The sequence below is a fragment of the Streptococcus sp. CCH5-D3 genome (genome assembly GCF_001556435.1).
Lineage (GTDB): Bacteria > Bacillota > Bacilli > Lactobacillales > Streptococcaceae > Streptococcus.
Genome location: NZ_LSIW01000081.1, coordinates 57,976 through 84,250, shown reverse-complemented (window position 1 = coordinate 84,250; position 26,275 = coordinate 57,976). Strand labels below are relative to the sequence as shown.

Below are 26,275 nucleotides of genomic sequence, written 5' to 3'. Positions count from 1 at the left end.
ATACCTTCACAGGTCGTGCGTCAATCAAGGCAGAAGCTAAAGTTTCAAGCCCAGAGTTGGCTTACTATGATAAAGGTATGAGCGTTAACTACGATAAGGTTTTGACAGCGGACGGTCACACATGGCTTTCATACATGACAGTGAGCGGTGCTCGTCGTTACGTTGATATTGCTTAGTGTAATAATGATTAGGTTGGACATTATGTCCAGCCTTTTTTGATAGCCTTTCTTTATCATGAGATTGAATTTTTCAATTTTTGTGACGTCTTTTGGAGTGCTATAATGGTTAATATAGAATCGAGGTTATTATGAAAATTGCGTTGGTACAGATGGATGTCGTTCACGGACAGCCTGTGGAAAATAAAAAACACGTCATAGAGATGCTGGAAAGGGCGCTTGATGACAATCCTGATGTTATTGTGCTTCCTGAAATGTGGAATACAGGCTATGCTTTAAATGAACTTGATGGACTTGCGGATAAGGCTGGATTGGACTCTCAAGAACTCTTGTCTCATTTTGCTAGGAAACATGCTGTGGCTATTATCGGAGGGTCTGTTGCTATTGAGGAAGACGGCAAATTCTACAACACGACCTATGTCTACAATAAGTCTGGGGACTTAATCAATACCTATAGTAAGGTCCATCTCTTTGGCCTTATGGCAGAGGATAAGTACATGTCTGCTGGGTCGAATGAGTCTGTTTTTGAGCTTGATGGTGTGATAGCTGCCAGTGTCATTTGTTATGATATTCGTTTTCCTGAATGGGTGCGAACACAGATGGCACAAGGGGCCAAGGTACTTTTTGTGGTAGCGCAGTGGCCGGAACCTCGAGTGCAGCAATGGGAGATTTTGTTAAAGGCGCGTGCAGTTGAAAATCAAGCTTTTGTAGTTGCTGTCAATCGTGTTGGAGCAGGACCCAACGATATCTTTTCAGGACATTCTATGGTTATAGATCCACTTGGAAATGTGGTCTTACAAACCAAGGAGAATGAGGAGGGCGTTTTTACGGCTGATATTAATCTTGAAGAGGTAGATAAGGTTCGAGGTCAGATTCCTGTTTTTGAGGATCGTCGCACGGACTTGTATCATTAAGGAGTGTTTATGTTATTTGAAGAATCTGACTTATTGAAGGCATTGCCAGAACAGTTTTTTGCAGGTTTGGTTGCTAAAGTTAATGCCAAGGTGGCGGAAGGAGCAGATGTTATCAATCTCGGTCAGGGCAATCCTGACCAACCAACCTATGACCATATTGTTGAGGCGCTTTGTACCTCAGCGAAAAATCCTGCTAGCCATAAGTATTCACAGTTTCGAGGCAATCGTCCTTTTAAGGAAGCTGCTGCTAGTTTTTACAAGAAATATTATGGGGTCGATTTGGATGCGGAGCGTGAGATTTGTGTCATGGGAGGTGCTAAAATTGGGCTTGTGGAATTGCCTCTAGCTTTGATGAATCCTGGCGACCTCCTGCTCTTGCCTGACCCAGGATATCCTGATTATTTATCAGGAGTGAGTCTAGGACGTGTAGCCTATGAGACCTTTCCTTTGACGGCTGAAAATGATTTCTTGCCAGATTTGGATGCCATTCCTGAAGAGACAGCTCGGCGTGCTAAGTTTATCTATATCAATTATCCAAATAATCCAACGGGTGCTGTGGCGACTAAGGCCTTTTATGAAAAGTTGGTTGCCTGGGCGAAGACCTACGAAGTTGGTGTGGTGAGTGATTTGGCTTACGGAGCTTTGGGCTATCGAGGCTATGAGAATCCTAGCTTCTTATCAACACCTGGTGCTAAAGATGTGGGCATTGAGTTCTATACTTTCTCGAAAACCTTCAATATGGCTGGTTGGCGTTTAGCCTTTGCTGCTGGGAATGACCAAATGATTGAAGCCTTAAATCTGATTCAAGACCATCTTTTTGTGGGAATCTTTCCTGCCTTGCAGGAGGCTGGGATTACAGCCCTCTTAGATCCTAAATCTGAGGAGGCTGTTGCTCAACTGAATGCGACTTATGATAGCCGCCGAGATGCTTTTGTCCAGGCAGCTGCTAAGATTGGCTGGAAGGCCTTTCCATCCAAAGGTTCTTTTTATGCTTGGATGCCTGTACCAGAGGGTTACACTAGTGAGAGTTTTGCGGATCTTTTGCTTGAGAAAGCCCATGTTGCTGTGGCACCAGGTAAAGGATTTGGTCCTGCAGGAGATGCTTATGTTCGTATTGGGCTTTTGGTAGAGCCAGAACGTCTGGTCGAAGCAGTCGATCGTATTGCCAACTTGCAATTATTTAATAACTAGATAACAATCATGAAACAAGTAGTTGAAAAAGACTGCTTGTTTTTTTCATGTTAATTTCAATTCTTTCTTGACAAATGAATAAAAATACAATAAACTAGTTACATATTTATTCATAAGGAGTGCATAAATGAAAGTTTCAATCGTTGGTATCACTGGTTATAGTGGTTTAGAGTTAGTTAAAATTTTGAATAATCATAAAAAAGTGGAACTTGTTTCTATTCACGCAACCAAGGAAGTGGGCCGACGATTGTCTGATGTGTATCCCTATCTGACAGGTGTTTGTGACTTAGAAATTGAAGCTTACGATGCGGAAAAGATTATGCAAAAGGCGGATTTGGTTTTCTTTGCCACACCTTCAGGAGTTGCTAGTTCGCTTGCGGAGGAATTTGTTCAAGCTGATTTTCCTGTTATTGATTTATCTGGGGATCATCGCTTGCCGGCAAATGTTTATCAAGAATGGTATAAAAAATCACCTGCTAAGCAGAGTGTTTTGAATAAATTTACATACGCATTATCAGAATATACAGATGTGAAGGATAAGAAATTCATTGCCAATCCTGGATGCTATGCAACAGCGACGGAGTTGGCCTTGCTTCCTTTGGTTGCTTCTGATCTGATTGAGACGGATAGTGTCATTGTGGATGCCAAGTCTGGTTTAACTGGTGCGGGTAAGGCTTTGAGTGAGTCTAGTCATTTTGTCAATGTTCACGATAATTACGTGACTTATAAACTCAATCATCATCAGCATATTCCTGAAATTGTTCAAACCTTGCAGACCTTTAATCCGGAAATGCCTGAGATTCAGTTTTCAACGTCGCTTTTACCAGTTAATCGCGGAATCATGGCTACGGTTTATTGTAAGTTGAAGAAGGACGTTACTGTAGCTGATGTGGCTTCAGCATTCACAAAGGCTTATAGCGATAAACCCTTTGTACGTGTTCAAGACAGCTTGCCAGAACTGCACAACGTAATCGGATCGAATTTTACAGATATTGGCTTTGCCTATAATGAAAAAACCAATGTTCTGACAGTTATTTCAGTTATTGATAATCTGCTTAAAGGAGCAGCCGGACAAGCAGTGCAAAATCTCAACCTCATGCAGGGGTGGGATGAGACGGAAGGTTTGCTTATGACACCGTCATACTTGTAGATGTAAGCATAGAGTTAGGAGAAAAAATATGAAAGTCATCGATGGAACAATTGCTAGTCCGCTGGGATTCTCAGCAGATGGTCTACATGCGGGATTTAAAAAGAGAAAAATGGATTTTGGTTGGATTGTCTCTGAAAAACCAGCCAGTGTGGCAGGTGTTTACACGACCAATAAGGTGATTGCAGCTCCTCTAATTGTGACCAAGACCTCTGTTAAAAAGGCTGGAAAAATGAAGGCTATCGTTGTTAACTCAGGTGTAGCCAATTCTTGTACAGGGACTCAAGGTTTGGAGGATGCTTACACCATGCAGGAGTGGACCGCTGAAAAGCTAGGTGTTGAACCAGACTTGGTTGGTGTAGCTTCTACAGGGATTATCGGTGAGTTGCTACCAATGGATACCTTGAAAAATGGTCTTTCCAAGATAGTGGTTAATGGGAATGCGGATGATTTTGCCAAGGCAATTTTGACGACAGATACAGCAACTAAGACTATTGCTGTGACGGAGACTTTTGGACGTGATGTGGTCACTATGGCTGGTGTCGCTAAGGGCTCAGGTATGATTCACCCTAATATGGCGACCATGTTAGGATTTATCACTTGTGATGCTAATATTTCTAGTGAAACCCTTCAATTGGCCTTGAGCCAAAATGTGGAAAAGACCTTTAATCAGATTACGGTTGATGGGGATACTTCGACTAATGATATGGTTCTGGTCATGTCAAATGGTTGCACGCTCAATGAAGAAATTCTGCCAGATACACCAGAGTTCGATAAATTTTCGAAGATGTTGAATTTTGTGATGCAAGAGTTGGCTAAGAAAATTGCCAAGGATGGAGAAGGTGCCAATAAACTCATCCAAGTTGATGTGGTCAATGCTCCTAATGTCCTTGATGCACGTATGATGGCAAAATCTGTTGTCGGTTCAAGTTTAGTTAAAACAGCTATCTTTGGTGAAGATCCCAACTGGGGACGTATTTTAGCTGCTGTTGGCTATGCTGGTGTGGATGTTCCTGTGGATAATGTTGATATTAAGATTGGCGGTCTGCCAGTCATGCTAGCATCTAGTCCTGTGACCTTTGATGATGAGGAAATGAAAGACATCATGCATGAGGATGAAGTGACCATTACGGTAGATCTTCATGCTGGACATGAAAAAGGAACCGCTTGGGGTTGTGATCTTTCTTACGATTACGTTAAGATTAATGCCCTCTATCACACTTAGACTATCTAAGGAAAAGGAGTTAACTGATGACTGCTGAATATATTGTAATCAAGATTGGTGGAGTAGCCAGTAAACAGCTAACTCCCGAGATATTGGCTAAACTGTCAGAATGGCAGCAGGCTGGTCAGAAAGTTGTTATCGTCCATGGGGGTGGTTTTGCTATTAATCAGCTGATGGAGGAGAATCATATTCCAATTCACAAGGTCAATGGTCTTCGTGTGACTGGTCAGTCAGATATGGCCTTGATTAGAGAAGCTTTGGTTGACATAGTTGGGAAAAACTTAGCAGGTGAGCTGACAACTGCAGGTTTGCCAGCCTATCAGGTCATAGATGAGCTTCCGGACCTTGTTCATGCTGATTTTTTTGATCAAGAGACTTATGGCTTTGTGGGTGAGGTCAAAAACATCGCCAATCAGACCTTAGTAGCACTCCTTGCTCAAGGCAAGATTCCCTTGATTCCTAGCTTAGGCTATAGTGAGCAGGGAGATTTGCTCAATATCAATGCGGATTACCTTGCTAGAGCTGTGGCAATTAGTCTAGGTGCCAAAAAACTTATCCTCATGACAGATGTCAAAGGTGTTTTAGAGAATGATCAGGTTTTGGAGCATCTGAATCTTGTGGACGTTCAGAAAAAAATAGATTCAGGTGTGATTACTGGGGGCATGATTCCTAAAATTCAAAGTGCTGTTCAGACGGTTGAATCTGGTGTTGAGCAGGTCATTATTGGTGATAACCTGACAGATGGTACCATAATCAAGGAGTAAGAGATGACAAAACTATTTTCAAACTATAAGCGGGCAGCGATTGATTTCGCTTCGGCACAGGGCAATTATTTGACTGATACAACTGGCAATACCTACTTGGATTTTTCATCTGGTATCGGGGTAACTAACCTAGGCTATCATCCCTATGTCAATCAGGCTTTGACAGAGCAGGTGGGTAAGATTTTGCACCAGCCTAATCTTTATCATAATCAGTTGCAAGAAGATGTTGCCGGTCTTCTAATTGGTGACAAGGATTATCTGGCCTTTTTCTGTAACAGTGGTGCAGAGGCCAATGAGGCAGCTATAAAAATCGCTCGTAAGGCATCAGGCAAACAAGAAATCATTACCTTTCAAAATTCCTTCCATGGTCGAACGTTTGGATCCATGTCTGCCACTGGTCAGGATAAAATCAAACAAGGCTTTGGTGAAGGTGTGCCCCACTTTAGCTATGCTATTTTCAATGACATAGATAGTGTCAAGGCCCTAGCTAGTGACGAAACAGCGGCTATTATGTTGGAGTTGGTTCAAGGGGAATCAGGTGTTCAACCTGCTGATAAGGACTTTGTTAAGGCTTTGGCTGACTTTTGTAAGGAGACGGGTATTTATCTTATTGTAGATGAGGTTCAGACAGGACTTGGTCGTACTGGTAAGCTTTATGCTTATGAGCACTACGATATTGAACCAGATATCTTTACTCTGGCAAAAGGTTTGGCAAATGGGGTGCCAGTTGGTGCCATGCTTGCTAAGTCATCTCTTGGAGAAGCCTTCTCTTACGGAAGTCACGGCTCTACCTTTGGAGGAAATAAACTGGCTATGGCGGCGGTCAAAGCTACGCTTGAAGTTATGTTGGTCCCAGGTTTTCTAGATACTGCCCTTGAAAATGGAAACCAGCTACAAGCAAAATTGCAAGCAGCTTTATCTGATAAAGAGACGGTTACCACTGTACGTGGCTTGGGCTATATGATTGGGATTGAGACTACTGGTAATTTAGGAGAATTGGTCCAGTCGGCTCGAGATAAGGGGTTAATTGTCTTAACTGCAGGGACAAACGTGATTCGTCTTTTGCCACCCATCACCCTAAGTGATGCTGAAATTGAAAAGGGTGTGGCTCTCCTATCAGAAATATTTGACTAGAACATAAAAATCACTTGATTCTTGAATCAAGTGATTTCTTTTACTCATTGTCAGTATCAATCTCGCTGAGAAGTCCTTTAGCTGTTGTTGTTGGCAGAATACGGACACGATTAAGTGAGAGAAGACCATCCTTGGCACTGGCTAGCCCTTCGTTGGTTGTTAGTCCTAACTTGTAAGTTTTCTTAGCTAGGTCAAGTGTCGTTTGATTGTAGCGACCTGATGGGTAGGCAATGGTATTGACCTTGGTATTGAGTTTATTTTCAAGGAAGTCAATAGAATTCGTTAATTCAACCTTTTGTGTCGCCTTATCAGTGGTTGACAAATCGGGGTGGTTAACCGTATGAGACTGGAAGCTCATACCGTGAGCCATCATTTCTTTCATCTGTTTGACCGTAAGATTTCCAGCATTTCCTTTCTTAACAAAGCCAGTGATAATATTGTTGGTTGCCTTAGCCTTGTATTTTTTGAGAATAGGATAGGCAATGGTGTAGAAATCTTCGTTACCATCGTCAAAGGTCAGCCAGACAACCTTCTTAGCAGGTAGAGCGTTTTCAGTGAAGGCCTTATAGGCTTCTTCAGGCGTTAGGAAATAGTAACCTGCCTTTGACAAAGCCTTGATTTGTGCCTCGAAGAGGTCTGGGTCAACGATAAGGTTGGCGTTGGAGGCTTCAGATGGATCCATGACGTGTACCGCATGATACATTAGGATAGGGATTTGGACAGGTTCGTCATAGGTTTTCCATTTAGCTGTCGTCTTAGACTGACTGGTCTGAGCCTGTTGTTGCTTGCTTTTCGACTGATTTGGTCGGTTAAGCATAAAGACTGCTAGTAAGCCAAGAAGGACAATATTTAGGAAAAGCAGAAGAAGGTTCAGTTTCTTTCTGTTAGCTTGAGTTGTTTTTTTCTTTTGAGAAGTCATTGTATCCCCTTTCAAATAGGTCTAGTTATTATTCTAACAAAAATGGGATGGAAATGCACAGAATTTTCAGTAAAAAGAATACTTGCCTCCTTAAATGGCAACAATATTCTGTCAATTCCGATAGAAATGTGGTACAATTAAAAAAATGTATGTTTTTAAGGAGAAATCGTAAATGTCTATTAAAATTGGATTGCTTGGCTTTGGTACAGTAGCTAGCGGTATTCCTTTCCTCTTGAAGGAAAATGGTGAAAAGGTTCTTGCAGCCTCACGTGACCAACTCGAAATTGCCAAAGTTTTGGTTAAAGATGACGAGGAAAAAAATCGTCTTATCGCTGCCGGAAACGACTACAATTTTGTCACAAATGTTGACGAAATCCTTAACGATGAAGAGATTCAAATCGTTGTTGAATTGATGGGTCGTATCGAGCCAGCTCGTACCTTCATCACAAAAGCACTTGAAGCAGGTAAAAACGTTGTTTCTGCCAATAAAGACTTGATTGCTACTCATGGAAAAGAGTTGATTTCTCTTGCCCAAGATAAGGGAGTGGCTTTCTACTATGAAGCTGCTGTTGCTGGTGGTATTCCAATTTTGCGTACTTTGGCTAACTCTTTGACGTCTGACAAGGTGACACGTATCCTTGGTGTACTCAACGGAACATCTAACTTTATGATGACTAAGATGGTTGACGAAGGTTGGTCATATGAGGACGCTCTTAAGACTGCCCAAGAACTTGGTTATGCCGAAAGTGATCCAACTAACGACGTTGAAGGTATTGACGCTGCTTATAAAGCTGTTATCCTTAGCCAATTTGGATTTGGTGCCACAATTGATTTCGATGATGTGACTCACAAGGGGATTACAAACATCTCTACTGATGATGTAGCTGTTGCTCAAGAATTGGGTTATGTCATCAAATTGGTCGGTGATGTGCGTGAAGTAGAATCAGGTATCTCAGCAGAAGTGTCCCCAACATTCTTGCCAAAAAATCACCCACTTGCTAGCGTCAACGATGTCATGAATGCAGTCTTTGTTGAATCTATCGGTATTGGCGAATCAATGTACTACGGTCCAGGTGCTGGTCAAAAACCAACAGCAACATCTGTTTTGGCAGATATTATCCGTATTGCTCGTCGTCTTTCAGATGGCAATGTTGGTAAACCATTTAATGAGTTCCGTCGTGACTTGCCATTGGCTAATCCAGCAGATGTTAAGAGCAACTACTACTTTGCCCTTGATACGCCAGACGAAAAAGGTAAAATCCTTCACTTGTCTGAAATCTTCAACTCAGAAGATATTTCATTTGAACAAGTCTTGCAACAAAAAGCAAATGGCACAACAGCTCGTATCGTTGTGATTACACATGCTATGTCTAAGACACAACTCAAAGCTGTTACTGAAAAACTTGAAGCAGCAGATGACTTCACTGTTGTCAACACATTGAAAGTTTTGTCTAACTAATTGATAAGCCCATACTGGTGCGTATAAGAAAGGTATTCAAGGAGAAAAGTCGCTGATGGCTTTCCTCCTTTTGGTGTATTATTATGAAAATTACTGTTCCAGCAACATCTGCCAATATTGGTCCAGGTTTTGACTCTGTGGGTGTTGCCGTTTCTAAATATTTGACAGTCGAGGTGCTTGAACCAGTGGATGCATGGCATATCGAACATGATTTGGGCGATATTCCTTCAGATGAAAATAACCTCCTCATTTCAACTGCCTTGCAAGTTAAGTCTGATTTGCAGCCCCATAAATTGGTGATGACATCAGATATTCCCTTAGCGCGTGGGCTAGGTTCTTCAAGTTCTGTTATTGTCGCAGGAATCGAGTTGGCCAATCAATTGGCAAACTTGCAGCTCTCAGACGATGATAAACTTGATATTGCAACCAAGATTGAAGGTCATCCGGACAATGTTGCCCCAGCTATTTTTGGGAATCTCGTTGTAGCCTCTTATGTGGATGAACATGTTAATAGCATCGTGACAGACTTTCCAGAGTGTGCCTTTGTAGCCTTCATTCCGAGCTATGAACTTAAGACATCTGATTCACGTGGGGTACTTCCAAGTGACCTGTCTTACAAAGAAGCTGTAGCTGCATCATCTATTGCCAACGTTGCCATTGCTGCCCTCTTTGCAGGCGATTTGGTTAAGGCAGGACATGCTATTCAAGGGGATATGTTCCACGAACGCTACCGTCAAAAATTGGTTAAAGAATTTGCGACTATTAAGGAATTGTCAGGTCAATATGGTGCTTATGCGACCTATCTTTCAGGCGCTGGCCCAACAGTTATGACCTTGACGCCAAATGATCAGGCTGAAGCTCTTAAAACGGCTATCGATGGTCTTGGTTTAGATGGTGAAACCTTCATCCTATCTGTGGATAAAGCAGGTGTTGTGGTTGACTAGAAAAAATCAAGGGCTACTCTTTGGTCTAGCCACCTATATTCAATGGGGATTTTTATCCCTTTTTTGGAAGCTTTTAGCAGGTGTTTCGGCTTACAACACCTTCTCATGGCGGATTATTTTTACTGTAGTGACTATGCTGACTTACGCCCTAGTTGCTAAGCAAAATACACGTTTCAAAGGGGAGCTTGTAGAACTTTGGCAGGATAAGAAAGCCTTGCTTCGTATGCTACTTGCTAGTTTTCTCATAGCAGCTAACTGGTTGATTTATATCTATGCTGTGGGTCATGGTCAAGCGACGCAAGCTAGCCTGGGCTATTACATTATGCCTATTGTTTCTATCCTGTTTGCCCTCATTTTTCTTCGTGAATCATTGAGTAGGACCATGTGGGCAGCAGTAGTATTGGCCTTTATAGGAGTACTGGTTCTTGTTGCCAATACAGGAAAACTTCCCATGGTTTCATTGGGGTTAGCTCTGAGCTTTGGTTTCTATGGTCTAATCAAAAAAGGGGTTAGGCTCTCCAGTGACGTAGCCATGCTAGTAGAAAGTGGCTTGTTACTACCTTTTGTAGCTATCTATCTCGTTTTCTTTTCTCCAGAATCATTTTCTTCCTATTCGAGCATGGAAATGTTTCTCCTAGCCATCTCAGGTGTAGTGACGGCTGTCCCTTTGCTTTGCTTCTCGGAAGCAGTCAAAAGGGCGCCGCTTAACCTTATTGGTTTTATCCAGTATCTTAATCCTACGATTCAACTTCTCGTAGCCATCCTCATTTTTGGTGAGACGGTCAGCTTTGGAGAGTTGAAAGGCTTCCTCTTTATCTGGATGGCCATACTAGTCTTTATAACTGGCCAAATAGTAACATTTCGTAGAAGTTCCTGATAGCTATCGGGAACTTTTTATGATGTTGTCCTAAAAATGAGCCAAGTTTATCTGACAATTTTAGAACTTTAAGATATAATAGTAGTATTAGATTAAAATAGCGGAGAATTTTATGCGAAAAATGAAAAAGCTAGCGGGCTATCTGATTCTGCTCGCTATCCCAGTTGCCATCGCTGCAGGCCTGTTTATCTTTAACGGTTCAGGTTATCGCTTATCAGAACAAGATGCGGCAGACATTGCTTACAAAAATGCAGGTGTCAAAACTTCTGAGATTTCTCAATCAACAGTTTCGAAAGCACGTTCTGGGCTTCACGGAAGTTATGAGATTAGTTTCACAACGTCAGACAACCATTTTGAGTATACAATTGATGGTCAGTCAGGATCTATTTTGAAACATAAGAGTGACCATCCAACAACTAAGGATGAGGATGACGCTCAAAAAGGTGAAGAACCTAAAGACGAGACTCAACCTAGTGAAAGCAAGGAAGAGACAGCTGTATCGAAAGAGACTGCGCAAACAACAGCTCTTAACCATGCTGGCCTAGCTGAAGGTTCTGTGACAAACTTGAAAACGGAATTGAAGACTGAAGGAGACGGTAAGGTCTACAATATCAGCTTTGACTATGCTGCTAGCGGTCTACGTTATAAATACGCGGTAAATGCTGATTCGGGAGCTATCGTAGCCTATACGACTGAGTATCTCACAGGGGCTGCGACTCCTGCTCAGTAGGTCGCAGATAGAGTGAAAGCTCTCCTTCTTATTAAGGAAAATCCTTGCAATTTCTCTGAAATGGTGTAAACTTAAGGTGAAAACGGTAACAGTAGCAGTAGCTGTAGATGTTGCCGTAGAATCAAGGAGGCTTTGACCATGAAAGAATTCCAAGCATTTAAAGACACGCTTAGCAATAAGGCTCTCAAAGCCATTTACGAAGAAAGTAAATTGGAAGTCCAAGACGAAACAACTGAAGGTACAGAAGCCTTCTCACTAGCCTTGGCAACCCAAATGGCTATCAATCTACTCGAAAGCTATGAAAAATGGCTAAAAGAAGAAAGAGCTAAGGGAGATAAATAAGATGAAATCCTTGTCGGAAGACAGGGATTTTTCTTGTGAGGACACATTTTTCTATCTTCCTTTCACACGATAAGTTCGGAGTTTAGAAGTTCTCCTTTAAGCTTTATGATCACATTATTAGTCCAATCGAGATTTGATACCTTTTGGGTTTCTTATCTCAATGTCTCCTTATAATTTCATTTGTCTTGGTCTTAAAATTGTGATAAAATAAGACTATTCAGAGGTGCTTTGAAGCCCATTTGTCACAGGAAGCGGTGGTACTGAGAAATCCGCACAAATGTCAAAGCTGGTTGCTGATGGTCAAATTGAATCAAGAAAGCTGTGAGTGGTTGCCACTCAAAATTGGGTGGTACCGCGGATACACATTCGTCCCTGTCATAGTTATGGCAGGGATTTTCTATAGCTTTTAAAGAACCAAGACCGAAGGTCACAGGTGAATTTAGAGATATCGATGCAGACGGAGCGCAAGCGAGGTCTACGTTCCTATCAGAGGAGGGTGACATGAAGCAATCTTTTGAGACCAGTAAATTGTACTATGGTTTTCCCATTTTTATCTTGGGTTACAAGGACCAGACCTATGGCTATAATGTGACGACTTGTAGTTCTTCTTATAGTCTAGGAGATTGGCTCGTTATAGGGGTCGGTAGTGAGGAAAATGCGGCAGACCAGATTAAACATTATCAGAAGTTCACAGTGAATATTCCTGATGAGAGTTTAATGCTTGAGATGGAGCAGGCTGGTTTTATTAGTCATCGTGAAAAGATTGCTAAACTCGGCATAGATTTTCAACCTTCTGATTTGACACAAGCACCTATCCTGGATGCCTGTCCAGTCGTTCTGGATTGTGAGGTCGACAGAATTATTGAGGAAGATGGTATCTGTCATATCTTTGCTAAGATTATTGAACGACTGGCTGACCCAGAACTCTTGGATGACAAGGGCCATTTTAAAAATGACCGCTTTGCACCGACTTACTTTATGGGAGATGGTCATAAGCGTGTCTATCGCTATCTAGATGATCGAGTCGACCCCATGGGAAGCTTCATCAAGAAAGCGAGGAAGAGGGATGAAAAGAGCTGAGTTGCCAGAACGAATCGAAACGGAGCGACTGGTCTTGCGAGTCCGTACAGTGGCGGATGCTGAGGATATCTTTGGTTTTGCCAGTCGTCCAGAAGTCTCCTACCCAGCAGGTTTCCCACCTGTTAAGACCCTCGAAGAGGAAATCTATTATTTAGAACATCTCCTCCCCGAGCGCAATCAAAAGGACAATCTCCCAGCAGGCTATGGAATTTTGGTCAAAGGGACTGATAAAGTTATCGGATCTGTTGATTTCAACCATCGCCACGAAGATGATGTACATGAGATTGGCTATACCTTGCACCCAGACCATTGGGGACGAGGTTATGTACCAGAAGCAGCACGTACCTTGATTAATCTGGCTTTTAAAGAATTGGAGCTTCACAAGATTGAATTGACTTGTTTTAGCTACAATGTCCAAAGTCAACGTGTCGCTGAAAAACTCGGTTTCACTCTTGAAGCTCGCATAAGGGATCGCAAAGATGCTCAAGGCAACCGTTGTGACAGTCTCATATATGGCTTGCTGAAGAGTGAGTGGGAGGTGGAGAAATGAAATGGTTTGTTATCTTATTGCTTATACTTCTAATTTTTTACTTTTATAAAAAAGAAAAAAGAAAAAGTTGGATATTAGTTATTCTAATGAAATTATCCCAAATACTGATTATGAAGTATCTCCAATAAACGAGGAATTTTTAGCTCTAATGCCTAAAATTGAGTTCTTACCTACAGAGATTAATCTTGATGAAAAACCTATTCATGAGATTTCAGATGGAAATGTTGTAGCGAAATTAGATGCTCTTGTGCCTCAAATCGTTCAAAACTTCACCAATCATGTCAAAAACAAACCTATTGAAGAGTTATTAAATAAAGTCAAAGAAGGTAATATTTATCAAGTAGTTATCCCACCTGAAGCAAAACTTTACGATTCTAAAGAAGTTCTTGGAGCTTTTCGTGGTGGTTACACCATAAATAATAAACTTGCTGGTCAAGCCAATCTTATACCAATGGATGTTGAAAATTTAACAGCTATATCAAATACAGTAGCTGATGTAATGAATATTTCCTCCATGGTTGTAGGTCAATATTATATGGCTCAAATTGATACTAAAATGACCGAAATGCAAGAAGGAATCGATAAAATATATGATTTTCAACAGACTGAATTTAAAGCTAGAATAATAGCTTTAATAGGAAAAGTTGGTAACGTATCCAAATTTAATATCGAAATCATTGAAAATGATGAATTGAGAAAGCGTTCTCTAGATGACTTAAGTCGATATAGAGATGATGCAGTTGAATTATTACAGCAAGTCAATTTAACGATAGAAAATATTGTTTCTAAAGGTCATAACAATGAATTTGATAAGTATAAAGAGAGTATCAAGGAAGTTGATAAATTAATTAGCTTTCAACAATACTTGCTCTCGATTTTAGAAGAAATTGGAAGGTTAATTTATCTATTAAACAAGGGTACCGTATCTTCTGATCATTGTTATTCTTTATATAACATTTATATTGAACAATCTACTGATGCTAGAAATTTATTAAATCAATGGCATGATGAGAGCATCAAAACATTTGCACTTGATTTGGATAATAAGAGATATGCTAAGCAAGGTTGGGAAGGATTATTATTCGAAATTCCTGGAATGATTGTCAATGATTGGAAATATAATGAAATACCTAATTCTGTAATCACACAAATTTATAAACAATTAGATAATTCACTTGAGATAAAAAATACAACTGAGAATTTACTCGAAAAAGAAACTAAAATAATATCAAAAGACGGCAAATATTATTATTTAACAGAATAAAAGGAGAACACACATGTCTAAAGAACTTTCACCTAAATACAATCCAGCCGAGGTTGAGGCTGGTCGTTACCAAAAATGGCTTGACGAAGATGTTTTCAAGCCTTCAGGCGATCAAAAGGCTAAGCCCTATTCTATCGTTATTCCACCACCAAACGTAACTGGTAAACTTCACCTTGGTCACGCTTGGGATACAACTCTTCAAGATATCATCATCCGTCAAAAACGTATGCAAGGTTTCGATACGCTTTGGCTTCCTGGTATGGACCACGCAGGTATTGCCACTCAAGCTAAGGTTGAAGCACGTTTGGCTGAAGATGGCATTTCTCGTTATGACCTTGGTCGTGAAAAATTCCTTGATAAAGTTTGGGAATGGAAAGACGAGTATGCCTCAACTATCAAGCAACAATGGGGTAAGATGGGACTCTCTGTAGACTACTCTCGTGAGCGTTTCACCCTTGATGAAGGTCTTTCAAAAGCCGTTCGTAAAGTCTTTGTAGAACTTTACAAAAAGGGCTGGATTTACCGTGGTGAATTTATCATCAACTGGGATCCAAAAGCTCGTACAGCCCTTTCTGATATCGAGGTTATTCACAAGGATGTGGAAGGTGCCTTCTACCACATGGACTACATGTTGGAAGACGGTTCACGTGCCCTTGAAGTGGCAACAACACGTCCTGAAACCATGTTTGGGGATACTGCCGTAGCGGTTAACCCAAACGATGACCGTTATAAAGATTTGATTGGTAAAAATGTTATCTTGCCAATCTTGAACAAGCCAATCCCAATCGTTGGGGACGAACACGCAGACCCTGAGTTTGGTACTGGTGTGGTTAAAATCACACCTGCCCATGACCCTAATGACTTTTTGGTTGGTCAACGTCATAACTTGCCACAAGTCAATGTCATGAACGATGATGGTACTATGAATGAATTGGCTGGTGAGTTCAACGGAATGGACCGCTTTGAAGCACGTAAGGCTGTTGTTAAGAAATTGGAAGAAATCGGTGCCCTTGTTGAAATTGAGAAAATGACTCACTCGGTTGGTCACTCAGAGCGTACAGGTGTGCCTGTTGAGCCACGTTTGTCAACACAATGGTTTGTTAAGATGGACCAATTGGCGAAAAATGCTATCGCAAACCAAGACACAGACGACAAGGTTGATTTCTACCCACCTCGTTTCAACGATACCTTCCTTCAATGGATGGAAAATGTCCACGATTGGGTTATTTCTCGTCAGCTCTGGTGGGGTCACCAAATCCCAGCTTGGTACAATGCTGAGGGTGAAATGTACGTCGGTGAAGAAGCTCCAGAAGATGACGGATGGAAACAGGATGAAGACGTCTTGGACACTTGGTTCAGTTCTGCCCTTTGGCCATTCTCAACTATGGGTTGGCCTGATGTGGAAGCAGAAGACTTCAAACGTTACTTCCCAACTTCAACCTTGGTAACAGGTTACGATATCATCTTCTTCTGGGTGTCTCGTATGATCTTCCAATCATTGGAATTCACAGGACGCCAACCATTTAAGAACGTCTTGATCCATGGTTTGATCCGTGACGAGCAAGGACGTAAGATGTCTAAGTCACTCGGTAACGGTATTGACCCAATGGATGTGATCGAGAAATATGGTGCTGATGCTCTCCGTTGGTTCCTTTCAAACGGTTCTGCACCAGGGCAAGACGTGCGCTTCTCTTATGAGAAAATGGATGCGTCTTGGAACTTCATTAACAAGATTTGGAACATCTCTCGCTATATCCTCATGAACAATGAAGGATTGACCTTGGATGTAGCGCGTGAAAATGTGGCTAAAGTCGCTGCTGGTCAAGCAGGTAACGTGACAGACCGTTGGATTCTCCACAACCTCAATGAAACCATCGGAAAAGTCACTGAAAACTTTGATAAGTTCGAATTTGGTGTGGCTGGTCACATCCTCTACAACTTCATCTGGGATGAGTTTGCGGACTGGTATGTTGAGTTGACCAAGGAAGTGCTTTACAGCGATAACGAGGACGAAAAAGTCATCACTCGTTCTGTCCTACTTTACACTTTGGACCAAATCTTGCGTCTCCTTCACCCAATCATGCCATTCGTAACTGAAGAAATCTACGGTCAAATCTCTGAAGGAACAATCGTGACTGCGGAATACCCAGTGGTTCGTCCAGAATTTGAAAACGAAGAAGCGGCAGCTGGCGTCGAAGCTCTTAAAGATGTGATTCGCTCCGTTCGTAACTCACGTGCAGAAGTGAACGTAGCGCCAAGTAAACCAATCACTATCTTGATCAAGACAAGCGACAGCAAGCTCGATGCTTTCTTTAATGATAATGTCAACTACATCAAACGCTTCACAAACCCAGAACATTTGGAAATTGCAGCAGATGTCGAAGTACCTGACTTGGTTATGTCAAGCATCATCACAGGCGCAGAAATCTATTTGCCACTTGCTGACCTTCTTAATGTTGAAGAAGAATTGGCTCGTCTTGAAAAAGAATTAGCCAAATGGCAAAAAGAACTGGATATGGTAGGCAAGAAACTCTCTAACGAACGTTTCGTAGCCAATGCCAAACCAGAAGTTGTCCAAAAAGAACGCGACAAACAAGCCGACTACCAAGCCAAATACGACGCGACCGTAGCACGTATTGATGAGATGAAGAAATTGGTGAAATAAACAAAGAGACACGGTGGTTTGCCGTGTTTTTTTGGTATAATGAGTAGCATAAAAGTTATATTGGAGGGTGTATGGTTGAGTTAATTGTTTTATTTTTTATTATATTTTTATGGCTAATAGGCAAATCAAAGGAGAATTATTTTCAGTTCCATGATATAATCGTGTTTTTTTATTTTATCTATTTATCAGGTCAGATAGCTTACTCAAAGTTAGTGTTTTTAGATTCGTTTATACAATGGATAGTATTTGTTTATTTTGTAATCATGTCGATTCCCTATATATATAAGGGGTTAAAGCAGATTTTACCCCAAAATACTGTTAGAATTTTTACCTATATCCATGAGCGTTTAAAAGATGAATCTAATGAAGAACTGTTAGAGTTTATATTTGGAATATTATTTTTTTTCATAGTGTGGATTCAGATAAATAATGGAAGGTTATTGTTTGATTTTAAGATTCCAATTGGAGTAATCAATCTGAGTACTAGAAGTAGTATAGAGATTCTAGGATTTGTAGTCGCCATTTTAAGTATGTATGGAATTTATATTGGATTTTTACAGTACCTAACAAGCGATTTTTCTTCCGATAAGTACTTAGGAAGGAGCAAGACTAACTATCTAATAAAAAAGTCAATCTGGTATCATATTACCCAAACTAAAATTTTCATATGTATTCTTTTTTCTATGGTTTTAATACCTATTATTGTAAAGTTAGATTTTGGCCTTGATAAAGAACTTTCAATTCTATGGCAGTCTGGGTATTTTTTCTTATTAATTATTTATATTTTTCTTCTTCAAAGGAGTCTCTATATAATTCGAGTGGCTTTATTGATAAAAAATAGTCAAGATGATAACTTAAAAATTAATATGTCAAGGAACATCCAAGAAGAATACATTGAGTTTTTTTGGTCCGGTTTCAAACGACGTAGCACATATATAGATAAAAGCATAAGAAATAAACTTACTAAAGAACTTTGTAATTTAGATAATGAAAATATTAAAGAGTATTTGTATGTTTTTTTAAAGGTAGAACGATTTAATGAAAAAAATTTATATGGCTCGATTTATTCAAAGCTAGATAGTTTATCTCTTTCCATTTATATTAAAATAATAAATTTTGTAAAGTCGAGGTTTCACTATGATGAAAAAAATTGCAGAGATAGATATTTTGAACTGAATAATAGTGATTTAAGTATGTTTTACTTAGCTTTTTTTTCTTTTTTTAAGAGTTTTATTTATGGTAAGTGGGAGTATATAAGACATTTAGAATTAGAGTCTCGTAGTTATGCAGTTCTAATTAAATCTTTGGATGAAGATATTAATGTTTTTGAACATATTCTTAAAATAAACAAAGTTTGTAATGAAGAATTATTGAAATATAATGAAATGACTCAATTACCCCTGAGAGGTTTAAATAGAAGTAATCCCCAAAAGTATGTGTTATCTGATGATAGCGTATTAAAATATTTATTTGATGTCAAATTTGACATTATTAAATCAGAGAAGAGCGAGAAGTACTTTAAGAATATCGTTGAAGAAACTTTAAGAAGTACAAGAGAACTCTTAACTTTCAAAGACGATGGAATTTTAGAAAGATATTTTTTTGAAATTGAAGAACATAAATGGGAAGTACTGGTTGAGTATATTGACTGGGCTAAATTCTTTAGAAGTTTGGTTAGTAAAGATATTAGTTTTTCATACTATTCTAGTGAGTTGATTATTGATCAAGAAAATAGTTCGTTATACTCTGGTGTTATTTTAAAACATATTATAGAAAATTATAATCAATATCTATTTGAGTCCATGAATTCTCTTTTTAAAATATTATTCTTAATGTATAAATTGAACAGGGAAGAGGATGTTTACAGAAGTAATAGAGAAATCGACCGTATTATTGATTCTTTGAATATACCAATTGAAGCAGTGGCAAGTTCACTAGTAAGAATATTGAGAAACAATAGTGGGCTATCATCATATATTTTATTAAAAGATAGTTATGATAATTCTTTATCAATAAAACTTAGAAAATATGACCTGTTGTATAAAACAAATTCCTATATAATTGAACTTGATGAAATTTCTGATATTCAATATAAGAGATTAAATTTTATACATCCAGTTTCAATTTATGATATAGGAATTATAGACAGTAAAAAAAGTCGTGTGCAGGATAAGGAAGAGGCATCTTTGGAAATTAATGCTTACAAATTAATAAGTAAATTATTAATATTGGGTGAATTGAATGGTTTAAGTGGAAAATCTGGGGAATATTTACGTGACCATAAAGACTATTACAAATCAATTGTAAATATTAATCAAGAAATTTGTAACATATTTAAGAATGGTACAATGCATAGAACTATAAAAAAAGCAATTGAACTTTTTGAAAATGAACAGCTGGTTACTAATGGAGAATTAAATAAAGTTTTTGTCAACGTAAGAGAGTATAGAAAGGCATTAGAGACTATACGATATTTCTTTTAATGTACAAGGAAATTCAAGAGATTGGGATCAAGATTCAAGTAATATATGTATTAATTTGACTATTTTACAAATCTAAAAGACTGGGAACTTGTTGCTGCTCTGAAAAAAATATATTGACGCTCTGAAATTCTGACTGGAATATCTAACCAAGTAAAAAATAAATAAAATATCTTCCCTTCAGCTTTCTTTAAGCAACCCAAGCTATACTATGACCATCCTAATAAGTATTACTGAACGTCGTTCGGTAGCGCTCACATGTTCTGGTTTTAAGTCAGACAGTGTATCTTTCTTTTTTCATAAATCTCCCAAACAAGTCTAATCTCACAAGGTTAGGCTTGTTTTTATGAAATAAGCAGAAAGTTTTTCATTAAAAGTAAACGCTTGTGTAAGTAAAATGAAAACGTTAGGCAAAGTCAGTGAAAACGTCTAAAAAACCGTCAATTCATTGACTTTCGTGGAAAATAGGACTAAAATAGCAGGGTAAAAATAAATAAAAAGGAGAATTCTACTATGAATCTAACTATCTTAGCCCTCGGTTTGGCCGTTATGGGTGTATCTCTTGGTGAGGGTATCCTCGTTGCCAATATCGCTAAAGCTGCAGCTCGCCAACCTGAGATGTTTAGCAAACTTCAAACATTGATGTTTACTGGTGTTGCCTTTATCGAAGGTACCTTCTTCGTATTGTTTGCCCTTAGCTACATTGTCTAATAGACAAATAAAAGATGAAGGAGGGATGAGCAGTGGAAACTACAAGTAATCCAACCGTCTCATTATTTGGGATTGATTTTGACTTGACTGTCCTTGCCATGTCTCTCTTGACAGTAATTATCGTTTTTGGAGTGGTTTTTTGGTCAAGTCGTAAGATGACCATTAAACCAAAGGGAAAACAAAATGTGCTTGAGTTCATCTATGAGTTTGTGAACAGTACCATTTCTCAAAATCTTGGAAAATTCACGAAGAATTATAGTTTGCTCTTGTTTGTAATTTTCACCTTTGTTTTTACAGCGAACAACTTAGGTTTGCTTGTGTCTGTAAAAAGTGAGCATTACAATTTTTGGACTTCTCCAACATCGAACTTCGGTGTTACTATCACTCTTTCTTTGATTATTACCCTCATTAGTCATATTGAGGGGATCCGTAAAAAAGGGTTTAAAGGCTATCTAAAGGGCTACCTTTCACCATACCCAGCTATGCTCCCAATGAACATTTTGGAACAATTAACCAACCTTGCTTCATTGGCCTTGCGTTTGTTTGGTAACATTTATTCTGGTGAGGTACTTACTGGCTTGATTCTTCAATTGGTGACCTGGTCTGCTTTTGCAGCACCTGTATCCTTTGCTTTGAACCTTGTCTGGGTTGCCTTTTCAGCCTTTATCGGCTTTATCCAAGCCTATGTCTTTATTATCCTAAGTTCAAACTATATTGGTGATAAAGTCAACGAAGAATAATTAAGAAAGGGAGAAATGAAATGTCATTACTGATTAATAGTACGACACTTGGTAATATCATTATCACACTCGGCTCAGTTTTTCTCTTGTATTACCTCATCCGTAAATTCGCATGGGATCAAATTACAGGAATCTTTGCTGCTCGTGAAAAGAAAATTGCCACAGATATTGATAGTGCTGAAAATGCTCGTCAAGAAGCAGAAAGCTTGGCACAAAAACGTCAAGATGAGTTGGCTGGTGCTCGCACTGAGGCAGCTCAGATTATTGATGGGGCCAAGGAAACTGGTAAAACTCAAGAATCAAAAATCATTGCAGAAGCACATGATGAAGCTAAACGCTTGAAAGAAAAAGCAAATCAAGACATCGCCCAAAGCCGTGTGGAAGCACTTGCTGGCGTTAAAGGTGAAGTTGCAGACTTAACTGTCCTTTTGGCGGAAAAAGTTATGAAACAAAACCTTGATGCTAAAGCGCAATCTGACTTGATTGATAGCTATCTTGATCAATTAGGAGATGCTTAATGGATAAGAAAACACAAGCTCTTGTTGAGCAGTATGCCAGAAGCCTGGTAGAAGTCGCTTTTGAACAAGACGCCGTGTCAACAATCCAAGAAGAAGTAAGGCAAATCCTAACAGTTTTTGCTGAAACAAATCTAAAAACCTTCTTGTCGCAGGAAAATGTGACAAGTGAAGCTAAAAAAGAAAGTTTGAGCTTGTTTCAAGAGTCTTGTTCAGTGTATATGAACAATTTTCTTGAGGTAATCTTACTCAATGACCGTGCCAACATTCTCTATGATGTGTTGAAATTGGTCCTTGAGCTCTTTGATCAAGAAGACAATACTTACGATGTTACAGTGACATCAGCAAGTCCCTTGTCTGAGGAACAAAAAGCCCGACTTTTGGCGATTGTTTCACAAAAATTTGAGATTAAGACACGTCGTTTAGTAGAAAAAATTGATGAGGACCTCATCGGAGGATTCGTCATCAAAGCAAAAAATAAGGTTGTTGACACGTCAATTCGCAGTCAATTGCAAACCTTTAAAACGAATTTGAAATAGAAAGTGGTGTGACTTTTGGCAATTAACGCACAAGAAATTAGCGCTTTAATTAAAAAGCAAATTGAAAACTTCCAGCCAAACTTTGACGTCACTGAAACTGGTGTCGTTACCTATATCGGTGACGGTATCGCACGTGCTCGTGGTCTTGATAATGCCATGAGTGGTGAGTTGCTCGAATTTGAAAATGGTGCCTATGGTATGGCCCAAAACCTTGAATCTAATGATGTCGGTATCATTATCTTGGGGGATTTCGTAGCAATTCGTGAAGGCGATATTGTTAAACGTACTGGAAAAATCATGGAAGTTCCAGTTGGTGAAGCCCTTATTGGTCGTGTAGTAAACCCACTTGGGCAACCAGTTGATGGTCTTGGTGACATCGAAACAACAGGTTTCCGTCCAGTTGAAACACCTGCTCCAGGTGTTATGCAACGTAAATCAGTTTCTGAGCCATTGCAAACTGGTCTTAAGGCCATTGATGCCTTGGTTCCAATTGGACGTGGTCAACGTGAATTGGTCATCGGAGACCGCCAAACTGGTAAAACTTCAGTAGCCATTGATGCTATCTTGAACCAAAAAGGTCAAGATATGATCTGTATTTATGTGGCTATTGGTCAAAAAGAATCAACAGTTCGTACACAAGTAGAAACTCTCCGTAAACATGGTGCTCTTGATTACACAATCGTTGTGACTGCCTCAGCATCACAACCATCACCATTGCTTTACATCGCACCTTACGCTGGTGTTGCAATGGCTGAAGAGTTCATGTATAACGGAAAACACGTTTTGATTGTTTATGATGATTTGTCTAAACAAGCCGTGGCCTACCGTGAACTTTCATTGCTTCTCCGTCGTCCACCAGGTCGTGAAGCCTACCCAGGGGATGTCTTCTATCTCCACTCACGTCTTTTGGAACGCTCAGCTAAAGTTTCAGATGATCTTGGTGGTGGTTCAATTACTGCCTTGCCAATCATCCAAACGCAAGCCGGAGATATCTCAGCTTATATCGCAACAAACGTTATCTCAATCACAGATGGACAAATCTTCTTGCAAGAAAACTTGTTTAACTCAGGTATTCGTCCAGCCATTGATGCAGGTTCTTCCGTATCACGTGTAGGTGGATCAGCGCAAATTAAAGCGATGAAGAAGGTTGCTGGTACACTTCGTCTTGACTTGGCTTCATATCGTGAACTTGAAGCCTTTACGCAATTTGGCTCAGATTTGGATGCTGCGACTCAAGCGAAATTGAACCGTGGTCGTCGTACAATCGAAGTTTTGAAACAACCGCTTCATAAACCACTTCCAGTTGAGAAACAAGTTGTTATCCTTTACGCTTTGACACACGGTTTCTTGGATAGTGTTCCGGTTGATCAAATCTTGGATTTTGAAGAAGCACTCTATGACTACTTTGATAGTCACCATGAGGATATCTTTGAAACTATTCGTACAACTAAGGATCTTCCTGAGGAATCTGTACTTAATGAAGCTATCCAAGCTTTCAAAGATCAGTCAGAATACAAATAGAAATAGGGAGGACAGCATATGGCAGGCTCTCTAAGAGAAATCCAAGCAAAAATTGCTTCAACTAAGAAAACGAGTCAAATCACAGGAGCCATGCAAATGGTTTCTGCCTCAAAATTGACACGTTCTGAGCAAGCTGCTAAAGATTTCCAAATCTATGCCTCAAAAATTAGACAGATCACAACAGATCTTCTACATTCAGAATTGATTAATGGTTCGTCAAATCCAATGTTGGATGCACGCCCAGTTCGTAAGACAGGTTACATTGTCATTACTTCAGATAAAGGACTTGTTGGAGGTTACAACTCAACAATTCTTAAAGCTGTGTTGGACATGATTAAACGTGACCATGATTCTGAAGATGAATATGCTATCATTTCTATTGGTGGAACGGGTTCAGATTTCTTCAAGGCTCGTAACATGAATGTTGCTTTTGAACTTCGTGGCCTTGAAGATCAACCTAGTTTTGAACAAGTCGGAAAAATCATTTCTAAAGCTGTAGGAATGTATCAAAATGAACTTTTTGATGAACTCTATGTGTGCTATAACCACCATGTTAACAGTTTGTCTAGCGAAGTTCGTGTGGAACAAATGCTTCCTATCGCTGATTTGGATCCCAATGAATCAGAAGGTCATGTGTTGACCAAGTTTGAATTGGAACCAGATCGTGACACTATTTTGGATCAACTCTTACCACAATATGCGGAGAGTCTTATCTACGGTGCTATCGTAGATGCCAAAACAGCTGAGCACGCAGCGGGTATGACTGCAATGCAGACAGCCACTGATAATGCTAAGAATGTGATTAACGATTTGACAATCCAATATAACCGTGCGCGTCAAGCTGCCATCACTCAGGAAATTACTGAAATTGTTGGTGGTGCAAGTGCACTTGAATAGCAGAGATTTGTCTTAATTAGACACACATGAAAAAGGGATGATTGTCATCCAAAAAACTATCATAAGGAGAAAACAATGAGCTCAGGCAAAATTGCTCAGGTTGTTGGTCCTGTTGTAGACGTAGCGTTTGCAGCTGGTGATAAACTCCCTGAGATTAACAATGCATTGGTCGTTTATACTGACGAACAAAAGTCTAAACGTATCGTGCTCGAAGTAGCTCTTGAACTTGGAGAAGGTGTGGTTCGTACCATTGCCATGGAATCTACTGATGGATTGACTCGTGGACTAGAAGTTCTGGACACTGGTCGTCCAATCAGCGTTCCTGTTGGTAAAGATACCCTTGGACGTGTCTTTAACGTTCTTGGTGATACCATTGACTTGGAAGCACCTTTTGCAGAAGATGCAGAGCGTGAACCAATTCACAAAAAAGCACCAACCTTCGATGAATTGTCAACATCTACTGAAATCCTTGAAACAGGGATTAAAGTTATCGACTTGCTTGCCCCTTACCTTAAAGGTGGTAAAGTCGGACTCTTTGGTGGTGCCGGTGTTGGTAAAACCGTTCTTATTCAAGAGTTGATTCACAACATTGCCCAAGAGCACGGTGGTATTTCCGTGTTTACAGGTGTTGGTGAACGTACACGTGAAGGTAATGACCTTTACTGGGAAATGAAAGAATCTGGCGTTATTGAGAAAACAGCCATGGTCTTCGGTCAAATGAACGAACCACCTGGAGCACGTATGCGTGTTGCTCTTACTGGTTTGACAATTGCGGAATACTTCCGTGATGTCGAAGGTCAAGACGTGCTTCTCTTCATCGATAACATCTTCCGTTTCACTCAAGCAGGTTCTGAGGTTTCTGCCCTTCTTGGTCGTATGCCATCAGCCGTTGGTTACCAACCTACACTTGCTACTGAAATGGGTCAATTGCAAGAACGTATCACATCAACTAAAAAAGGTTCTGTTACATCAATCCAAGCCATCTACGTTCCAGCCGATGACTATACTGACCCAGCGCCAGCTACAGCATTTGCTCACTTGGATTCAACAACCAACCTTGAACGTAAGTTGACACAAATGGGTATTTACCCAGCCGTTGACCCATTGGCATCAAGCTCACGTGCCCTTTCACCTGAAATTGTTGGTGAAGAACACTATGCTGTTGCGACTGAAGTTCAACGTGTGCTTCAACGTTACCGTGAATTGCAAGATATTATCGCTATCCTTGGTATGGATGAATTGTCAGACGAAGAAAAAACATTGGTTGGACGTGCTCGTCGTATCCAATTCTTCTTGTCACAAAACTTTAACGTTGCTGAACAGTTTACAGGTCAACCAGGTTCTTATGTTCCAGTTGCTGAAACCGTTCGTAGCTTTAAAGAAATCCTTGAAGGTAAATATGATAATCTTCCAGAAGATGCCTTCCGTAGCGTAGGTCCAATTGAGGATGTAGTAGCTAAAGCTAAGGCTATGGGCTACTAATGAGGTGAA

At 39.9% G+C, this 26,275-nt stretch carries 25 protein-coding genes; 24 read left to right on the top strand and 1 reads right to left on the bottom strand.

The window, feature by feature from the left end:
- The 7 genes from AX662_RS11115 to AX662_RS05825 all read left to right on the top strand — a co-directional run.
- Positions 1–176 (top strand): SH3 domain-containing protein (locus AX662_RS11115; RefSeq protein WP_197414664.1); only part of this gene is annotated, 176 nt, incomplete at its 5' end.
- Positions 177–307: 131 nt separating this feature from the next.
- Complete coding sequence (locus AX662_RS05850) at positions 308–1,090, top strand: carbon-nitrogen family hydrolase (protein WP_060971891.1); 783 nt, start codon at positions 308–310, stop codon at positions 1,088–1,090.
- 9 nt (positions 1,091–1,099) lie between these two features.
- The gene (locus AX662_RS05845; RefSeq protein ID WP_060971890.1) at positions 1,100–2,281 is read left to right on the top strand and encodes a pyridoxal phosphate-dependent aminotransferase; all 1,182 of its coding nucleotides are present in this window, start codon (positions 1,100–1,102) and stop codon (positions 2,279–2,281) included.
- 127 nt (positions 2,282–2,408) lie between these two features.
- Positions 2,409–3,431 (top strand): N-acetyl-gamma-glutamyl-phosphate reductase, encoded by a 1,023-nt coding sequence (argC, locus tag AX662_RS05840; protein WP_060971889.1) that lies wholly within the window; start codon positions 2,409–2,411, stop codon positions 3,429–3,431.
- A 28-nt stretch (positions 3,432–3,459) separates the two neighbouring features.
- Positions 3,460–4,653, top strand: a complete 1,194-nt coding sequence (argJ, locus tag AX662_RS05835) for a bifunctional glutamate N-acetyltransferase/amino-acid acetyltransferase ArgJ (RefSeq protein ID WP_060971888.1) — start codon at positions 3,460–3,462, stop codon at positions 4,651–4,653.
- Positions 4,654–4,679: 26 nt separating this feature from the next.
- Positions 4,680–5,417: an acetylglutamate kinase gene (argB, locus tag AX662_RS05830; RefSeq protein ID WP_060971887.1), complete on the top strand. Its 738-nt coding sequence runs from the start codon at positions 4,680–4,682 to the stop codon at positions 5,415–5,417.
- A 3-nt stretch (positions 5,418–5,420) separates the two neighbouring features.
- The gene (locus tag AX662_RS05825; RefSeq protein WP_060971886.1) at positions 5,421–6,551 is read left to right on the top strand and encodes an acetylornithine transaminase; all 1,131 of its coding nucleotides are present in this window, start codon (positions 5,421–5,423) and stop codon (positions 6,549–6,551) included.
- Between the two features lie 40 nt (positions 6,552–6,591).
- On the opposite strand, the gene AX662_RS05820 is transcribed toward AX662_RS05825, so the two are convergent.
- Positions 6,592–7,470: a polysaccharide deacetylase family protein gene (locus tag AX662_RS05820; RefSeq protein ID WP_060971885.1), complete on the bottom strand. Its 879-nt coding sequence runs from the start codon at positions 7,468–7,470 to the stop codon at positions 6,592–6,594.
- 172 nt (positions 7,471–7,642) lie between these two features.
- Here AX662_RS05820 and AX662_RS05815 point away from each other — a divergent pair, with 172 nt between their 5' ends.
- The 17 genes from AX662_RS05815 to atpD all read left to right on the top strand — a co-directional run bounded on the left by AX662_RS05815 (position 7,643) and on the right by atpD (position 26,266).
- Positions 7,643–8,929: a homoserine dehydrogenase gene (locus tag AX662_RS05815; RefSeq protein WP_060971884.1), complete on the top strand. Its 1,287-nt coding sequence runs from the start codon at positions 7,643–7,645 to the stop codon at positions 8,927–8,929.
- Positions 8,930–9,012: 83 nt separating this feature from the next.
- Complete coding sequence (thrB, locus tag AX662_RS05810; RefSeq protein WP_037604149.1) at positions 9,013–9,873, top strand: homoserine kinase; 861 nt, start codon at positions 9,013–9,015, stop codon at positions 9,871–9,873.
- Positions 9,866–10,750: an EamA family transporter RarD gene (gene rarD, locus AX662_RS05805; RefSeq protein ID WP_060971883.1), complete on the top strand. Its 885-nt coding sequence runs from the start codon at positions 9,866–9,868 to the stop codon at positions 10,748–10,750. The genes thrB and rarD overlap by 8 nt, the downstream gene beginning before the upstream one ends.
- A 112-nt stretch (positions 10,751–10,862) precedes the next feature.
- Positions 10,863–11,480 (top strand): PepSY domain-containing protein, encoded by a 618-nt coding sequence (locus AX662_RS05800; protein ID WP_037599497.1) that lies wholly within the window; start codon positions 10,863–10,865, stop codon positions 11,478–11,480.
- A gap of 138 nt (positions 11,481–11,618) precedes the next feature.
- A complete protein-coding gene (locus tag AX662_RS05795) occupies positions 11,619–11,822 on the top strand; it encodes a hypothetical protein (RefSeq protein WP_037604154.1) in 204 nt (67 codons plus the stop codon).
- 501 nt (positions 11,823–12,323) lie between these two features.
- Positions 12,324–12,902, top strand: coding sequence for a flavin reductase family protein (locus AX662_RS05790; RefSeq protein WP_060971882.1), 579 nt, complete (start codon positions 12,324–12,326; stop codon positions 12,900–12,902).
- Complete coding sequence (locus AX662_RS05785) at positions 12,889–13,452, top strand: GNAT family N-acetyltransferase (protein ID WP_060971881.1); 564 nt, start codon at positions 12,889–12,891, stop codon at positions 13,450–13,452. Before AX662_RS05790 ends, AX662_RS05785 begins: the two co-directional genes overlap by 14 nt.
- Positions 13,453–13,519: 67 nt before the next feature.
- On the top strand, positions 13,520–14,716 hold the full coding sequence (locus tag AX662_RS05780; RefSeq protein WP_229040643.1) for a hypothetical protein: 1,197 nt from the start codon (positions 13,520–13,522) through the stop codon (positions 14,714–14,716).
- A 13-nt stretch (positions 14,717–14,729) separates the two neighbouring features.
- Positions 14,730–17,381 carry a valine--tRNA ligase gene (locus AX662_RS05775; RefSeq protein WP_060971879.1) on the top strand — a complete coding sequence of 884 codons (2,652 nt, stop codon included), beginning with the start codon at positions 14,730–14,732 and terminating at the stop codon, positions 17,379–17,381.
- A 71-nt stretch (positions 17,382–17,452) separates the two neighbouring features.
- Positions 17,453–19,864, top strand: a complete 2,412-nt coding sequence (locus AX662_RS05770) for a hypothetical protein (protein ID WP_059749092.1) — start codon at positions 17,453–17,455, stop codon at positions 19,862–19,864.
- A 510-nt stretch (positions 19,865–20,374) separates the two neighbouring features.
- Complete coding sequence (locus tag AX662_RS05765) at positions 20,375–20,572, top strand: F0F1 ATP synthase subunit C (RefSeq protein ID WP_002886037.1); 198 nt, start codon at positions 20,375–20,377, stop codon at positions 20,570–20,572.
- A gap of 32 nt (positions 20,573–20,604) precedes the next feature.
- Positions 20,605–21,312 carry a F0F1 ATP synthase subunit A gene (gene atpB / locus AX662_RS05760; protein ID WP_002890198.1) on the top strand — a complete coding sequence of 236 codons (708 nt, stop codon included), beginning with the start codon at positions 20,605–20,607 and terminating at the stop codon, positions 21,310–21,312.
- Positions 21,313–21,332: 20 nt separating this feature from the next.
- Positions 21,333–21,830, top strand: coding sequence for a F0F1 ATP synthase subunit B (gene atpF / locus AX662_RS05755; protein WP_002886161.1), 498 nt, complete (start codon positions 21,333–21,335; stop codon positions 21,828–21,830).
- Entirely contained in the window at positions 21,830–22,366 is a 537-nt protein-coding gene (locus AX662_RS05750; protein ID WP_002885901.1) for a F0F1 ATP synthase subunit delta, read from the top strand. Before atpF ends, AX662_RS05750 begins: the two co-directional genes overlap by 1 nt.
- A gap of 15 nt (positions 22,367–22,381) precedes the next feature.
- Positions 22,382–23,887, top strand: a complete 1,506-nt coding sequence (gene atpA, locus AX662_RS05745; RefSeq protein ID WP_014634010.1) for a F0F1 ATP synthase subunit alpha — start codon at positions 22,382–22,384, stop codon at positions 23,885–23,887.
- A gap of 18 nt (positions 23,888–23,905) precedes the next feature.
- Entirely contained in the window at positions 23,906–24,784 is an 879-nt protein-coding gene (locus tag AX662_RS05740; protein WP_002886026.1) for a F0F1 ATP synthase subunit gamma, read from the top strand.
- Positions 24,785–24,859: 75 nt separating this feature from the next.
- A complete protein-coding gene (atpD, locus tag AX662_RS05735; protein WP_002890209.1) occupies positions 24,860–26,266 on the top strand; it encodes a F0F1 ATP synthase subunit beta in 1,407 nt (468 codons plus the stop codon).
- Positions 26,267–26,275: the final 9 nt, after the last annotated feature.

Excerpts from the sequence above, each read along its gene's own strand:
- atpF (WP_002886161.1), top strand. The coding sequence starts at position 21,333 with ATGTCATTACTGATTAATAGTACGACACTTGGTAATATCATTATCACA.
- argB (WP_060971887.1), top strand. The coding sequence starts at position 4,680 with ATGACTGCTGAATATATTGTAATCAAGATTGGTGGAGTAGCCAGTAAA.
- AX662_RS05775 (WP_060971879.1), top strand. The coding sequence starts at position 14,730 with ATGTCTAAAGAACTTTCACCTAAATACAATCCAGCCGAGGTTGAGGCT.
- AX662_RS05790 (WP_060971882.1), top strand. The coding sequence starts at position 12,324 with ATGAAGCAATCTTTTGAGACCAGTAAATTGTACTATGGTTTTCCCATT.
- AX662_RS05800 (WP_037599497.1), top strand. The coding sequence starts at position 10,863 with ATGCGAAAAATGAAAAAGCTAGCGGGCTATCTGATTCTGCTCGCTATC.
- AX662_RS05850 (WP_060971891.1), top strand. The coding sequence starts at position 308 with ATGAAAATTGCGTTGGTACAGATGGATGTCGTTCACGGACAGCCTGTG.
- thrB (WP_037604149.1), top strand. The coding sequence starts at position 9,013 with ATGAAAATTACTGTTCCAGCAACATCTGCCAATATTGGTCCAGGTTTT.
- AX662_RS05740 (WP_002886026.1), top strand. The coding sequence starts at position 23,906 with ATGGCAGGCTCTCTAAGAGAAATCCAAGCAAAAATTGCTTCAACTAAG.
- AX662_RS05825 (WP_060971886.1), top strand. The coding sequence starts at position 5,421 with ATGACAAAACTATTTTCAAACTATAAGCGGGCAGCGATTGATTTCGCT.
- atpD (WP_002890209.1), top strand. The coding sequence starts at position 24,860 with ATGAGCTCAGGCAAAATTGCTCAGGTTGTTGGTCCTGTTGTAGACGTA.
- AX662_RS05795 (WP_037604154.1), top strand. The coding sequence starts at position 11,619 with ATGAAAGAATTCCAAGCATTTAAAGACACGCTTAGCAATAAGGCTCTC.
- argC (WP_060971889.1), top strand. The coding sequence starts at position 2,409 with ATGAAAGTTTCAATCGTTGGTATCACTGGTTATAGTGGTTTAGAGTTA.
- AX662_RS05785 (WP_060971881.1), top strand. The coding sequence starts at position 12,889 with ATGAAAAGAGCTGAGTTGCCAGAACGAATCGAAACGGAGCGACTGGTC.
- AX662_RS05750 (WP_002885901.1), top strand. The coding sequence starts at position 21,830 with ATGGATAAGAAAACACAAGCTCTTGTTGAGCAGTATGCCAGAAGCCTG.
- AX662_RS05820 (WP_060971885.1), bottom strand. The coding sequence starts at position 7,470 with ATGACTTCTCAAAAGAAAAAAACAACTCAAGCTAACAGAAAGAAACTG.
- AX662_RS05765 (WP_002886037.1), top strand. The coding sequence starts at position 20,375 with ATGAATCTAACTATCTTAGCCCTCGGTTTGGCCGTTATGGGTGTATCT.
- AX662_RS05845 (WP_060971890.1), top strand. The coding sequence starts at position 1,100 with ATGTTATTTGAAGAATCTGACTTATTGAAGGCATTGCCAGAACAGTTT.
- AX662_RS05815 (WP_060971884.1), top strand. The coding sequence starts at position 7,643 with ATGTCTATTAAAATTGGATTGCTTGGCTTTGGTACAGTAGCTAGCGGT.
- argJ (WP_060971888.1), top strand. The coding sequence starts at position 3,460 with ATGAAAGTCATCGATGGAACAATTGCTAGTCCGCTGGGATTCTCAGCA.
- AX662_RS05770 (WP_059749092.1), top strand. The coding sequence starts at position 17,453 with ATGGTTGAGTTAATTGTTTTATTTTTTATTATATTTTTATGGCTAATA.